General features: G+C 63.2%; 10 protein-coding genes and 1 pseudogene. 6 read left to right on the top strand and 5 right to left on the bottom strand.

What is annotated here, in order from left to right:
* Positions 1-206: 206 nt before the first annotated feature.
* A complete protein-coding gene (locus ACODSR_RS06685; RefSeq protein WP_033967046.1) occupies positions 207-527 on the bottom strand; it encodes a DUF736 domain-containing protein in 321 nt (106 codons plus the stop codon).
* A gap of 575 nt (positions 528-1102) precedes the next feature.
* Here ACODSR_RS06685 and ACODSR_RS06680 point away from each other — a divergent pair.
* Positions 1103-1336 carry a hypothetical protein gene (locus ACODSR_RS06680; RefSeq protein ID WP_489074873.1) on the top strand — a complete coding sequence of 78 codons (234 nt, stop codon included), beginning with the start codon at positions 1103-1105 and terminating at the stop codon, positions 1334-1336.
* A 59-nt stretch (positions 1337-1395) separates the two neighbouring features.
* Here ACODSR_RS06680 and ACODSR_RS06675 read toward each other — a convergent pair whose 3' ends face one another.
* The 4 genes from ACODSR_RS06675 to ACODSR_RS06660 form a co-directional block, all read right to left on the bottom strand.
* Complete coding sequence (locus tag ACODSR_RS06675) at positions 1396-1839, bottom strand: hypothetical protein (protein WP_489074871.1); 444 nt, start codon at positions 1837-1839, stop codon at positions 1396-1398.
* A 108-nt stretch (positions 1840-1947) separates the two neighbouring features.
* The gene (locus ACODSR_RS06670) at positions 1948-3813 is read right to left on the bottom strand and encodes a ParB/RepB/Spo0J family partition protein (RefSeq protein ID WP_489074869.1); all 1866 of its coding nucleotides are present in this window, start codon (positions 3811-3813) and stop codon (positions 1948-1950) included.
* 120 nt (positions 3814-3933) lie between these two features.
* The gene (locus ACODSR_RS06665) at positions 3934-4368 is read right to left on the bottom strand and encodes a DUF2958 domain-containing protein (RefSeq protein WP_489074867.1); all 435 of its coding nucleotides are present in this window, start codon (positions 4366-4368) and stop codon (positions 3934-3936) included.
* Positions 4365-5348, bottom strand: a complete 984-nt coding sequence (locus ACODSR_RS06660) for an ArdC family protein (protein WP_489075020.1) — start codon at positions 5346-5348, stop codon at positions 4365-4367. Before ACODSR_RS06660 ends, ACODSR_RS06665 begins: the two co-directional genes overlap by 4 nt.
* Before the next feature lie 754 nt (positions 5349-6102).
* Between ACODSR_RS06660 and ACODSR_RS06655 the strand changes: the two are divergent.
* The 5 genes and pseudogenes from ACODSR_RS06655 to ligD all read left to right on the top strand — a co-directional run.
* Positions 6103-6337, top strand: a pseudogene (locus ACODSR_RS06655) (DUF1348 family protein); the annotation flags it as partial.
* Positions 6338-6944: 607 nt separating this feature from the next.
* Positions 6945-8039: a glycosyltransferase family 4 protein gene (locus ACODSR_RS06650; protein ID WP_489074865.1), complete on the top strand. Its 1095-nt coding sequence runs from the start codon at positions 6945-6947 to the stop codon at positions 8037-8039.
* An 8-nt stretch (positions 8040-8047) separates the two neighbouring features.
* Entirely contained in the window at positions 8048-10264 is a 2217-nt protein-coding gene (locus ACODSR_RS06645; RefSeq protein ID WP_489074863.1) for an amylo-alpha-1,6-glucosidase, read from the top strand.
* Positions 10265-10411: 147 nt separating this feature from the next.
* The gene (gene ku / locus ACODSR_RS06640) at positions 10412-11284 is read left to right on the top strand and encodes a non-homologous end joining protein Ku (RefSeq protein ID WP_489074861.1); all 873 of its coding nucleotides are present in this window, start codon (positions 10412-10414) and stop codon (positions 11282-11284) included.
* Positions 11284-13788 carry a DNA ligase D gene (ligD, locus tag ACODSR_RS06635; protein WP_489074859.1) on the top strand — a complete coding sequence of 835 codons (2505 nt, stop codon included), beginning with the start codon at positions 11284-11286 and terminating at the stop codon, positions 13786-13788. The genes ku and ligD overlap by 1 nt, the downstream gene beginning before the upstream one ends.
* Positions 13789-13791 lie beyond the last annotated feature (3 nt).

Below are 13791 nucleotides of genomic sequence, written 5' to 3'. Positions count from 1 at the left end.
GCGGGGCGCCGGGTTCAGTCGGCCGGGTTCTTGAGGCTCGATTTCGTATAAAGCGGTGTGGGTTGAACCGGGTGGCACGGGCTTTCATCCGTGCAACGGAAAGCGGACGGTGCAGACGCCCCCGCCTGCAGAGTCCCTCGCGAGCTATGGCAAATCCGGCGCACCGCTTCATGCCCCGCGCCCTTGGCGGACGCGGGGCGGTTCGCTCAATCGGCCGGGTTCCAGATGATCGCGAAGGCGTCGTCGTCGTCCTGCCCGGCGGCGCGGCCGAGATTGGCGTAGAGCCGGCGCGGACCGAATTCGGGGGCGGCGAGCGACAGCGACACATAGTCCTTGCCGCTCATTTCGCCGCGCCGGACCCATCCGGCCCCGACCTCGACGCCCGCTGCCGACACGCGATAGTCGGGCTGGGTGTCGCCGGACTTGCGGGTGTTGGGAATGATCTCGATGTCGGTGCGGATCGAGAGCGTCTTGAGCTGGCCCTTGAAGCCTTCTCCGTCGCGGGTGACATAACCGATGGCTGGCATTGTTCGTCTCCTGAAAAGTCGCCCCGAACCGTTTCCGGGCGATGGGCGGACCGGAGGGACGGTCACAGCGGGCCTGCGAACCGACAGGCCGGAGCGGCAGCGGAGGACCGGAGCTGAAGGCTTATTTGAAGCGCAGCGACCGCGAGGAGCCCGCCTTGGCGGGCGGGGAAATAAGCCGCATGGCGATGGTTTCGCGGGACTGCGACCGTCCCAGGTCATGCGCCCGAGGAGCCGGAAACGGTGCGGGCCACGGTAGTGGTAACGACGACAATGCCGCCGGTTCATCCCTCGCGATGGATTGGTCGTGGACTGCACGGACGCACCACCGCGCCATCGGATCAACCGTCCAAACGCACGGACGGTAACGCCGCCGCCATTGCCGTCGGTGTGGCCGATGACGGCCGGTCGGAGCTTCGCGTCCGGGTAAGGAGGCGATAGAGGCGAGCGACATGTCGATGACCATCCTCCGCCTTCCGATAGGCTGCGCCGCGCTCCTACGGATTGCCGCTGCGCCGCCGGGCCAGGGGCGCGTCGGCTAGGCACAAGATAGCGACACCCTCCGGCTGAAGAGCGGCTTGGCGCTCGCATCGCCAGGATCGACGCCGCCGAAAACCCAAGCGGGACAGGCCAGATGCAGGACCGAAATCGCGCTCGCACGATCCGCGACGGCGCGCGCCAGGACGCTGCTCGACGGCCGGACTGTCACCATCAGGCGGGTCGGGCGCAGCTATAATCGCACGATCGCGCGGGTGACGCTGGCCGATCGCGATGTCGGGTCCGAACAGGTGGCGACCGGGCGCGCAGGCTGATGAGGAAAAGGGAATAGCCGCGCCCCGGCCCGCGCAACAGGCCGGGGCGCGGCCGATATTCAGTACGTCAGCCGCAGCGGCGGAACCGCGAAATCGCCCGCTGCGAAGTGGGCGAGGATCGCCTCGTAGCTGTCGAGACGCTCGACGGTGCAACGGCCGATCAGGAGATAATCGTCCTCGTCGGCGGCATAGGACCGCACCTCGCCCGCGCCGGTGAACACGGCGCGCTCGGCGCCCCATTGACCGCAATAGGCGCCCGACCAGCGGGCGAAGGGCAGGCCATGCTCGACGCACCATGTTTCGAGGTGCTCGAACCGGCCCCAGGCCACTTCATGCGCCATGAGTTCAAGTGGCTCACCCTCGCGAAACATCGAGAGCGTGAAGGGTTCGCCGTCCCATTCGGTGGACAGTCCCTCTGCCTGAACGAGAGCGGCAAGGTCGGGCAGCAGGGATCGCGGCAGGGTGCCGCCGATGGTGATGCTTGCGGATACGCGGTCGGCCATGATGGTCTCCTTTCCCGCGCGCGCGAGTCCATCAGGACGAGGGCGCGCGGCCGAATTTTCGTGAATGAAAAGGATGCGGGCGGCGGTTTTCCCGCCGCCCGCAAAGGATCAGGCGGCGAGGCGGTCGGCCTCGTCGTCGTGGAAGGGCGGCACGGGACACCCTTCGACCGGCAGGGCCATCACCGCACCGGGCGCGGTCGGGTCCGGCTCGTCGTCGCCCGGCAACCGCCGCTCGATCTCGCGCGCGGCTTGCGCCTTGGCATGGGCCGCAACGGTGCCGACGCCGCCGCGCGCCGTATAGGCGGCGGGCGGGAAGGTCATCCAGCGCGGCACCCAGCCTTCATGCCGGTCGCGCCCGTTGGTGCCGTCCAGATGATCGCGAACGATGCGTTTCAGGGTCTTGGTCTTTTCTTGCCGGTTGGCGCTGGCGACGGTTTCGCCCGCCACCTCGGCGACGATCCGGGTCAGCACTTCCCGGTCGCGGACAAGCGAGAAAAAAGCGTCGTCGGCCTGCCAGCAGCGGGCCATATCGACGCCGATCTCCATGCCCACCGCCTCTACGGCGGCGCTGCCTGACGCTAGCGTTTCGCCCATGACGATGGCGATCACCTCCATGACGACCGCATCGGGAAGGTCGAGCAGCCGCTGGAAGATGCCGACGACACCATAGTCGTCGCCATTGCCTCCAGTCACGGTCGGCTCCTCGGCACAGAAGCCGAGAACCGCCAGCACCGCGCGGCGGCGCTCGTCGAAATCCGCCTCGGCTTGTGCGTTGTCGAGGCTGTCGCGCACCTCGTCTTTGCGGGTTGACTGCGGCTCGGGCGTGACGCGCCACAGGTGCGATCCGCCGATGGCATGGGCCACCATCAAGCGCAGCGCGATGGCCGGATGGCCGGTGAGCGCGGCGCGGACGGCGGCATGGCGATGCAGATCGACATAGGTCTGCATCGTCGATGTCATTTCGGGACGCGCCGCTTTCGGGCTGCTCCCGGTCCCGTTCTCCGACCCTTCCGCCTTGGCGATCCGGCGGGCTTCCTTGCCCGACACATAGCCTTCATGGACGATCACCTCGCCGGTCGCGCGCACGTCGATATAGACGCGCCCGCCCTTGCGCTTGCCCGCCTTCTCATATTCCCATGTCGAGAAATGTGTCGTGGGCGGCACGATGATCGCGTCGGCCCAGCCTTGCTCGACATAGGCGGCGCGGCGTGCCTCGATCTCCGCATTCTGCGCCGCCCAGAAAGCATCGGGATCGGCGACATAACGGTCCTCGCCGAACAGGTCGGCGATGGTCGCAAGCCCGCTTGCCTCCACGTCGAACAGCGCATGTTTCACCGGGATCGACTGCCCGCCCAGCAGCCATGATTTCAACTGATGGCCGGTCGGCAGATAGGCATTCTCGTCGTCGGCGAGTGCCAGCCATGCCTTTTGCTGGCTCTTGGACGCCATCGTCAGATGGCGCACGGTCGCCGCGTCGATCTGTTCCTTGCGATAGAGGTCGCGGATCGCAGGGAGCAGATTGCCGAGCGCCAGCACCCGTTTGACGGTGAGGTCGGGCAATCCGAACGTCGCGGAGATGTCTTCAAGCCTGCGGCCTTCGCGGACGAGGCGCGTGAAAGTCTCCCATTGCGTCACCTCGTTGGGGTCGAGTCGTGCCATGTTCTCGATCATCGACGCCTCGATGGCAGCGGCATCGTCGCCCTCGTCGAGAATCGCGCAGGGCATCGGCTCCGGCGTCATATCGCCCGCCGCCCGCCGTTCCTCGGCGACGATCTTCGCGGCATGGAAGCGGCGGCTTCCGGCAACGATCTCATAGCCATCGGGCGCGCAATTGGGACGGACGATGACCGGCTGGATGACGCCACGGCTGCGGACGGTCGGCAGGATGTCGGACACGTCCGGGGCCTTTTTGCTGTAACGCATATTGGCCTTGCTCACGACCAGCTTGTCGAGCGGGATAAAATCGAGTTTCATGGGTCTACTCCTTGTGAGTGCCGGTCCCGTCGCCACGGGATTCGCGGTTTCGCCGCGTCGGGACCGGTTACCGGGGTCGTTGACTTCCCCGGCGAGGCTTGCGGCGGGACGCGCCGCGCGTCATCCGCCGTTCCCTTGCTCGGGATCGGTCGGAAGCTCGGGAACCGGCGCCGACTCGATGCGCCAGATGATGGATTGGGCTTGGCTGATCGAACCGGCCCGGCGCGCGGTGTCGGCCCAGACCGACAGGCTGACGGTCGTCGAAAAGCCGATATCGCGCTCGATCTGCAAGCCGAACGACAGGCGGATGCCCGCCAGTTCGGACAGGCTGAAACAGCCCAGTTCGGGACAGCCGAAACCGAGGTCGGCCAATCCGAACAGCGTGTCGCCATCATCATACAGCTCGGTCGCCAGCCATGTCGCCGCGCCCAGCGGGTTGAAGAATTTGACGACCGGCGCTGGGTCGGGCTCGTGGGTGCCGGATTGCATCGCATCACGGTGCGCTGCGGCATTCACGCGCAGCGCGGCGTGAAGCTCGGGGGTGAGCAGAATCATGCCGCAGCCCTCCGATCGCCAGAGTCGTGGTGGGAAGTGTCGCCTTTGGCTGCCTCGGATCGGGCTTCGGCGTGCCGCGCCAGCAGCCAGTCGGCGGCCTTGCTGGCGGCGCTGGCGGCGCGGAAGATCGCGCGGTTATCCTCGCGCAGCACCTCCAGCCAACTGCCGAGATAATCAGCGTGACGGACGGTCGGGAAGATGCCCAGCGCGGCGCAGAGAAAGGCCGAACCCATTTCGGCAATCAATTCCTCGCAGGCATAATCCTTCGATCCGAAGCTGTTGACCAGATTGCGGTTCAACCGGGACGGGTGGCCGCTGCCGTGGCAAAGTTCGTGCAGGCAGGTCTGGTAATAGTTGATCTGCTCGAAAAAGGCCGGTTGCGGCGGCACCTGCACATAGTCCTGCGCGGGCACATAATAGGCGTGATTGCCGCCGACACGGAACTCGATGCCGCTTGCCGCGATCACTTCCTCGGCGATCGGCACGATCTGGCGTTCGGGCAAGGGGGCCGGATCGGGCGCGAGGCCGGGGCGCAATCCCTCGCACTGCGCGACGTTGAACACGGTGAAGCGTTTCAGGAACGGAATGGACTTGGCGTCGCTGCCGGATTCGACGGCGCGCACTTTCTCGGCCTCGGGGGTGAAGCGGTCGGCATAGACAACGGTGGTGCCGCGCTCACCCTTGCGGACGCAGCCACCTGCCTCAAGCGCCTGTTTGAAGGTAAGCCAACCCTGCGAAGGATAGCCTTGCTCGATCACCGCGCCCCACAGGATGAGGACGTTCACGCCAGAGTAGCGGCGCGCGGTCAGGGCGTTGCGCGGTAGGCCGGGGCTGATCGCGCTGCCATCACCATCGGGATGCCCCCAAGGCTGAACCCATGGAAAGCGGCCCGCCTCCAGTTCGGCGATGATCCGCGCCGTCACCTCGTCATAAAGGTTCGTGCGCGCCGTTTCGGACTCTCTCCGGGCCTTGGCCGCGATGGGGGTTCCGCCGTTGGACGCCTTGGGTTTCCGGCCCTTGCCGCGCGCGCGGGCAGTCGTGGGAGCACGCATCATTCACCTCCTGCACCGCCCCAAAACCACTATGGCCTTCCCCGGAAGCGGGGGTGGGCGGCAAGACGCGAACCGAAGAGGACCGCTTGAGCGGCGTCGGCACCCAAAGGGCCGCAACGTCAGTGAAGGAGCCGGGCGCAGCCCGGCTTGCCGGGGACGCGAGCGGGCCTAGCAGGGAGCGCCGCCCACTCCCGCGCCACCGGGAGAGGCCACCAACAGCGCCGCCGCGCAAGCGGCGACCGCAGCGCTTCCCGACGGCGTTGCCGTCGCCAACAAAGGGATGGACCCCCGGCCGATGCGGGCGGATCAGCGGTGCAGGGTCGGGCTTCGCGAAGGGGCCCGCAAAGTCCTGTTTTGCGGGGTGCCCCGTGGCCAGGACGACATGTGTCGACCGGCCTCGCGAAACCGGGCGCACCGCCCGATCGAGAGGTCGGAGGGCCTGCGGGGCCGCCATCATACGCCGCACCCTGTCCGGGCAAGGCAAAGCCGCCCGGGCAGTGTGCGTCCTCATCCCCGCTCCATCAGGTCAGCAGCGCTGACCCGCGCCAGCCGATCGTCACCGCCAGGCCGAGACCCGGCAACGGGGCTCGGCGGCGATATGCCTCGCTTCGCGCCGTAGAGCGCGGTCGCGCCGCTTCGCCGACGATGCCGCACTGCAGGCGGCGTGGGAGGCGGTGACGGCGCATCCGGAGGTAACCGGATCGCGGTGCGCTTCGCCTATGAATGGCGTGATGATGCAGGCGCCTGGTATCGCTCTTATGGCAATGAGAATTGGGAGTTCGCGACCGATGGTCTGATGGCGTGGCGGATCGCAAGCATCAACGACCTGCCGATCTTCGAGGGGGATCGCCTGTTCCACTGGCCGCTCGGGGCAAAGGCCGAAGAATCATCCCGGACTGGAAGAACTGGGGCTGTAGATTTCACGGCCGTGTACACCGCCAGCCCGCCATACCCTCGGTTCCGCTACAAGAGAATTTTGAACGTCGCCGGTGCGTTCGCTTCCCAATGCGCTTGTAGCGGATCGGAAGTCATCGACCCATGACCGCCGTTCAGCCCAAGTTTGATTGCCCAGCTTCGGACGTCTGGTTCGGGCAGCTGCGTTCAACTCTCCGTCCATCTACCGCAGTGGGACATCCACTTTTGCGGATATGCGCCATTTAACGCCCGCCCGCCGGGCAGCGCTGCGCTAATACGCATCTGTCATGTCCAGCATTTGACCTGAGGCGCGGACATGGTTGAGCAAAGTTTTGAGTGGCTTAGTCTGCCACGAAGTCCGGCCAACTGCGCAGACAAGGCTCGTTCTGTTGCCGACCTTTTGCGGCGTAAGGCTGGCAATATGGTGGATGAGACATCACTGGACGGGATGATGTTTCATCTATGCTCTCCAGCAAAGATATGGCCACAAGCATTTGAGACGAAGCGTTTCCCGCTGATGAAACCAGGCGGTGTCTGAACGCTTATACCGATGCAGCCTGCCGCTGGTCGGGGAACGGAGGGCTCCACTCGATTGAGAGGAACGCCTGCATGAAGATCGCGCAAATTGCCCCCTTGGCTGAAAGCGTGCCACCCAGATTCTATGGGGGCACCGAACGGATCGTTTCTTATCTCACCGAAGAACTTGTCCGACAGGGTCATAATGTCACCCTGTTTGCCAGCGGGGATTCGCAAACTAGAGCGGAACTGGTGCCGATTACCGACATGGCGCTCCGTCTTAATCCGAACGTGGTCGACACCATTCCCTATCATATGATGATGCTGGAACAGGTGCGCCGCCGCGCCGACGAGTTCGACGCGCTGCACTTCCACATCGACATGCTGCATCTGCCAATGGTTCAAAACTTTATCGGACGTACCGTTACAACGCTGCACGGTCGGCTAGATCTGCCCGATCTGCCGCCTTTCTATCGCGCATTTCCAGATCATAGTCTGGTGTCGATTTCCGACCATCAACGACTCCCCATGCCCCCGGTCAATTGGGGCGGGACTATCTATCATGGCCTGCCCGCTGACCTGCTGGCACAGCGATTGGGCGCGGGCGAGGATTATCTGGCGTTTTTGGGCCGTATATCGCCCGAAAAGCGGCCCGATCGGGCGATACGAATTGCTGCACGATCGGGCCGGAAACTCAAGATCGCGGCCAAGATCGACAATGTCGACCGGGCCTACTGGCAAGACGAAATCGCCCCGCTGGTCGATCGCTATGCCAATGTCGAATATATTGGCGAGATTAACGAGCAGCAAAAGGCCCAGTTTCTGGGGCAGGCGAGCGCGTTGCTGTTCCCTATCGACTGGCCCGAACCCTTCGGTCTGGTGATGATCGAAGCGATGGCCTGCGCGACGCCGGTCATCGCATTTCGCTGCGGTTCGGTTCCCGAAGTCATCCAGCACGGCGTCTCTGGTTATATCGTCGAAAGCGAAGATGAAGCGGTGGCGGCAGTCGCTGCCTTGTCGCATCTGGACCGCGCACGGGTGCGCGGCGCATTTGACGCACGCTTCACGGCGGAGCGCATGGCGACCGACTATGTCGCATTATATCGTGATTTGCCCGGCGCGCGCACCGACGCTGCCCGGCTGCGCCGTCGCCGCGGAGAAGATGCCGAACTTCAGATAGTCGCATAGGAGCCGCCATGACGCTGATCCAGCCCCAGCCCGAACTGCACGGCATTGCAGGCGGGCAGGCGCTCTCCCAGGCGCAGACCCAGTTCTTCATCCCTGCGACCGCCTCGCTCCATGAACGCAGGCCACGCACGCTCAAACATGGCGACAGCTTTGCCGTGTTCGACCATAGCGGTGACGCGATTTCCGGACCGGGCAGCCCGGAAGGTCTCTACCATCGGGACACGCGCTATCTCTCGCACCTGTATCTGACGATCAACGGGATGCGGCCCATCCTGCTGAGTTCGGCGCTGCGCGACGACAATGCCATGCTGACATGCGATCTCGCCAATCCCGATTTCTTCGGGGAGGATGGCAAGGTTGCCGTGGAGCATGACCTGATCCACCTGCGCCGCACCCGCTTCCTGTGGAAGGATGCCCTGTACGAACGGATCACAATCCGCAATTTCGATACGGAAACGCGCCAGATCAGCATCGACCTGAGCTTTGCGGCGGACTTTGCCGACCTGTTCGAGATACGTGGCATGACGCGCTTGCGTCGCGGAGCCATGCGCGCGGCGCAGGTCGGGAAAGCAGATGTGCTATTGGCCTATCTTGGGCGAGACGATCGTGAACGACAGACCCATCTGCATTTCGATCCTGTACCCAGCGAACTTACGGACAGTCATGCACGCTTCGGCGTGACGGTGCTGCCTGGCCAGCGCTGCGCGCTGTTCACCCGCATAGGCTGCGACCGGGTGGAAACCAGTGATGCACTTCCCAAGCAGTTTCTTAAGTCTCTGCGCGAAGCGATGCATGCGCTTGGGGCCGCGCGCAAGCGGGCGGCAGCCCTGCATTCGTCCAACGATCTGTTCAACGAAGTCACGCGCCGGTCGGTTGCGGACATATCCATGCTGTCCACCGATACCGAATTTGGCCCCTATCCCTATGCCGGCATCCCCTGGTTCAGCACGATATTCGGGCGTGACGCGATCATCACGGCGCTCGAAACCCTATGGATGGACCCGGCGATCAGCCGTGGCGTTCTGGGCTATCTGGCCGCGCATCAGGCAACCAGCTTTGATCCGGCGGCCGACGCCGAACCGGGAAAAATATTGCATGAGGTGCGCCATGGGGAAATGGCCGAGTTGGGCGAAGTACCGTTCCGTCATTATTATGGCAGCATCGATTCCACCCCATTGTTCCTGATGCTGGCGGGTGCCTATCTGGAACGCACTGGCGACATTGCCTTTCTGCAAAGGATCCTGCCGAATATCGATGCGGCGCTCGGCTGGATCGACACGCATGGCGACCGAGATGGCGACGGATTTGTCGAATATGGCCGTCTGACCGACCAGGGCCTACAAAATCAGGGCTGGAAGGACAGCCATGACTCCATCTTCCATGCCGACGGCAACATCGCACGCGGCCCCATCGCTCTCGCCGAGGTTCAAGCCTATGTTTATGGCGCGTGGAAGGCGGCCGAGGCGCTATTTGGCGCGGTTGGCGAAGATGAACGCGCAGCGGTCTATCGGGACCGTGCCGCGCAGTTGATCGACCGGTTCGACGCTGCCTTTTTCGACGCGACACTTGGCACCTATGTGCTGGCGCTTGATGGCGACAAGCAGCCGTGCCGGGTGCGGTCCTCCAACGCCGGGCACGTCCTCTACACCGGGCTGGCACGCGAGGAGCGCGCCGAAGCCGTGGTGCGTACGCTGATGGCACCAGCCTCCTTTTCCGGCTGGGGTGTACGGACGATCGCTTCGACCGAAAAGCGGTACAATCCCATGAGCTATCATAACGGTTCGATCTGGCCGCATGACAATGCCCTGATTGCGGGTGGTTTTTCCCGCTATGGCTATCAGCGCCAAGCTGCCCAAATATTCGAGGGGCTGTTCGCAGCGGCCACCTATGTCGACATGATGCGCCTGCCCGAACTGTTCTGCGGCTTCCCGCGCCGCCGCTCTCAGGGACCGACCTTCTATCCGGTTGCCTGTAATCCGCAGGCATGGTCAGCCGCCGCGCCGCTGGCGCTGATCCAATCGAGCCTAGGACTGCGGTTTGACGTCCAGGCGGCACAAATTTCATTCCACAAACCCACCCTGCCGCATTTCCTCCAAAGCCTCACCATAAGGAGACTGGGCATCGGCGCCGCGAAGGTCGATATCGCGTTTGACCGGATAGGCGATCAGGTTGTCGTCAAGCCGATGCCGCATGGCAGCAACGCCCGAATAGCAACGATCGCCTGATTTCAATGCGCGCCGCTGAGATAGCGGCGAATTCCGCCGCGCGATGGAGGGATGGCCGTCAGGGAGCCCGCAGTTTGGTGGACGTGGGCACAACCCCATGATGGGAACCAACCTTGTGGCCATACGCTGATAGGGCGGAGGTCGTTCATGTCCGCACGCGCATATTGGCAGGGTCAAATCAAGCTGGCGCTGGTTTCGATTCCGGTCGAAATTTACCCGGCTACCAAATCCGGCCCTGCCATATCCTTTCGCCAGATCCACGAGCCGACGGGCAAGCCGATACATTATGACAAGGTGGTAAGCGGAGTGGGTCCGGTCGACAGGGACGAGATTTTCAAGGGGTATGAGATTTCCAGAGGCAATTATGTCCTGCTGGAGCAGGATGAGATTGAGTCGGTCAAGATTGAGAGCCGCAAGACGCTGGACCTCGTCCAATTTGTCGATGCCGATGCGATCGATGTGCTTTACTATGAGAAGCCCTATTTCGTCCTGCCCGCCGACGATCTGGCTGAGGAAGCTTATGCCGTGCTGCGCGACGCATTGCGGCAAACGAAGAAAGTCGGCCTCGGTCAATTGTCAGTGAGAGGGCGCGAGCAATTGGTGTCGTTGAAGCCGTGCGGGCGCGGGCTGGTGCTGGAAGTGCTGCGCTATGCCGACGAGGTCACGAAAGCGCAGAGCTATTTTCGCGGACTTCCGGGCGAAGAGGCTGATCCCGACATGCTGGACCTGGCCGTCAGCATCATCGACAAGCGCACCGCGCCCTTCAAGCCGGAGGAATTTCACGACCGTTACGTCGATGCGCTCCACCGCCTGATCGAGAAGAAGAAAAAGGCCAAGGGCAAGCGGATCATCGAGGATGTCGATGATGAACCTGCGGGGAGAAAGGCGGGCAATGTCATCGACCTGATGGCCGCGCTGAAAGAATCTGCCGGGGCGGGCAAGAGCGCGACGTCGAAAACGGTCGATCCGAAGGGAACGAAAAGTAGGAAGGCGACCCCGGCAAAGCGCAAGAGTGCCTGATGGCCAGCAAGGACGCCCTTGCCACCTATAACGCGAAACGCGATTTCGCCCGCACCCGCGAACCCAAGGGTCAGGTTGCGAAAAGCGCGGGCAACAGCTTCGTCGTACAGAAACATGCCGCGACCCGGCTGCATTGGGATTTCCGGCTGGAGATCGACGGCGTCCTCAAAAGCTGGGCCGTCACAAGGGGGCCAAGCATCGACCCGGCCGACAAAAGGCTGGCAGTGCGGACCGAGGATCATCCGCTCGACTATGGCACGTTCGAGGGATCGATTCCCAAGGGAGAATATGGCGGCGGCACGGTGATGCTGTGGGATCGCGGCACATGGGAACCGATTGCGGGCAAGAGCGCCGCCGACTTGAAGGACGGACACCTGCATTTCATCCTGCATGGAGAGCGGATGAAGGGAGAGTGGCTGCTGGTGCGGATGAAAGGGCGTCCCAAGGAGAAGCGCGAGAATTGGCTGTTGCGCAAGATCGAAGACAAGGAGGCCGGATCGGGTGACGCGCTGGTCGAGCGTGTGCTGACCAGCGTGCTAACGGGTCGTTCGATGGCGCAGATCGAAGCTGACAAAGGCGGCGAACAGTCCCTCGCCGGGGTGAAAGGCAAAAGCTTCGCGGCCAAGATGGCGGCAGCGAAGGATCATAATGCCAGAGTCGGCGGCAAGCGGAAGGCGCGCACCACGGCCTTGCCCCACTTCGTGAAACCACAACTGGCTACTTTAGTCGATGCTGTGCCGACCGGGAATGATTGGCTGCACGAGATCAAATATGACGGCTATCGCGCGCTGATCGCCGCGAGCGGAGACAAGGTGACGCTCTTTACGCGCAACGGCTTGGACTGGACCGAAAAATTTACGCCGCTGACAAACGCGATCGCCGCGCTCGACCTGCCCCCTTGCCTGATAGACGGCGAAGTGGTGGCGCTGGACGGGAACGGAAATCCCGATTTTTCAACGCTTCAGAACATGCTGAAGCGCGGGCATGGTCAGGAGGATGCGGCACAGCCGTTGCACCTGTTCGCCTTCGATCTCCTTTCGCTCGACGGACAGGATCTTAAAGGACTGACCACCATCGAACGCAAGGAGCGGCTCGCCGCGCTGCTAAACATGTCCGAGCCGCCTATCCATGTCTCCGATCATATTCTGGGTGCCGGCGAGACATTGTTCCGGTCACTCTGCGAGGCGGGGCAGGAAGGCATCATCTCCAAACGGGCCGACGCCCCCTATCGTAGCGCTCGGACGCGCAATTGGGTGAAGGTCAAATGCACCCGGCGGCAGGAGTTCGTTCTTGTCGGATGGACAAAGAGCAATGCCAAGGGACGCCCTTTTGCATCCCTGCTACTGGCGCAGCATGAAGGCAGGACGCTGACCTACAAAGGCAAGGTCGGGACGGGCTTCGACAGCGCGACGATGGACGAACTGGCCAGGGCGATGGCCTCGCTGGCTACGGACAAGCCCACAGCCGAGGTGCCGAGCGCGGAGGCGCGCGGGGTCAGTTGGATCAAGCCCAAGCTTGTTGCCGAAGTCGCTTTCGCCGAATTTACCGGCGATGGTCGCGTCCGTCATGGCAGCTTTCTTGGCCTGCGCGCAGACAAGCCGGCCGGGACGGTGAAACCGGAGAAGCCCGCACCGGTCCCCGCTCCCCAAAGCGCAGTCAGGATTAGCAACCGCGATCGAATCATCTTCCCCGAAAGCGGCCAGACCAAGGGGGAGTTGGCGGACTATTATAGGCGCATGGCGCCGCTGATGCTGCCTTTCGTTGCGAACCGGCCGATCAGCCTGGTCCGCTGCCCGCAGGGGCGCGCGAAGAAATGCTTTTTCCAGAAACATGACAGCGGCGCCTTCGGCAAGGCGGTGCGCCAAGTGCCGATCCGGGAAAAGGATGGCGGATCAGAAGATTATATCTATGTCGAGAACGCCGACGGCCTGCTTTCCTGCGTCCAGATGGGAACGATAGAATTTCATGGCTGGGCCAGCAGAACCGACGATGTGGAACAGCCCGATCGGATGATCTTCGACCTTGACCCCGACGAGGGGCTGGACTTCGACAGGGTGAAGCAGGCAGCTATCGATATACGCGATCATCTCACGGATATCGGCCTTGTCTCCTTCGCTATGCTTTCTGGTGGCAAGGGCGTGCATGTCGTCGTGCCGCTGACACCCGGCCACGACTGGGACACACACAAGGATTTCGCGTCCCGCTTCGCCCAGGCCTTGAGCGCCGCCGAGCCTGAACGCTTCATAGCGACGATGAGCAAGGTCAAGCGCAAGGATCGCATCTTCATCGACTGGCTGCGCAATCAGCGCGGCAGCACCGCCATCCTTCCCTATTCCGCCCGCGCCCGCCCCGGCGCACCCGTCGCCATCCCGATCGGCTGGGACGAACTTGGAAAAATGAAGGACGCCCATCCCTTCTCGATCGAGGATATTGAAACACTGCTGAAGCGAAATGCAGGGCTAAAAGGCTGGGGGTTCACAACGCAAGCTCTGCCTGAAATTTAACCC

The organism is Sphingobium sp. FG125 (assembly GCF_057809795.1).
The sequence above is the reverse complement of the archived record's forward strand: the minus strand, read 5'-3'. Positions and strand labels throughout refer to the sequence as shown.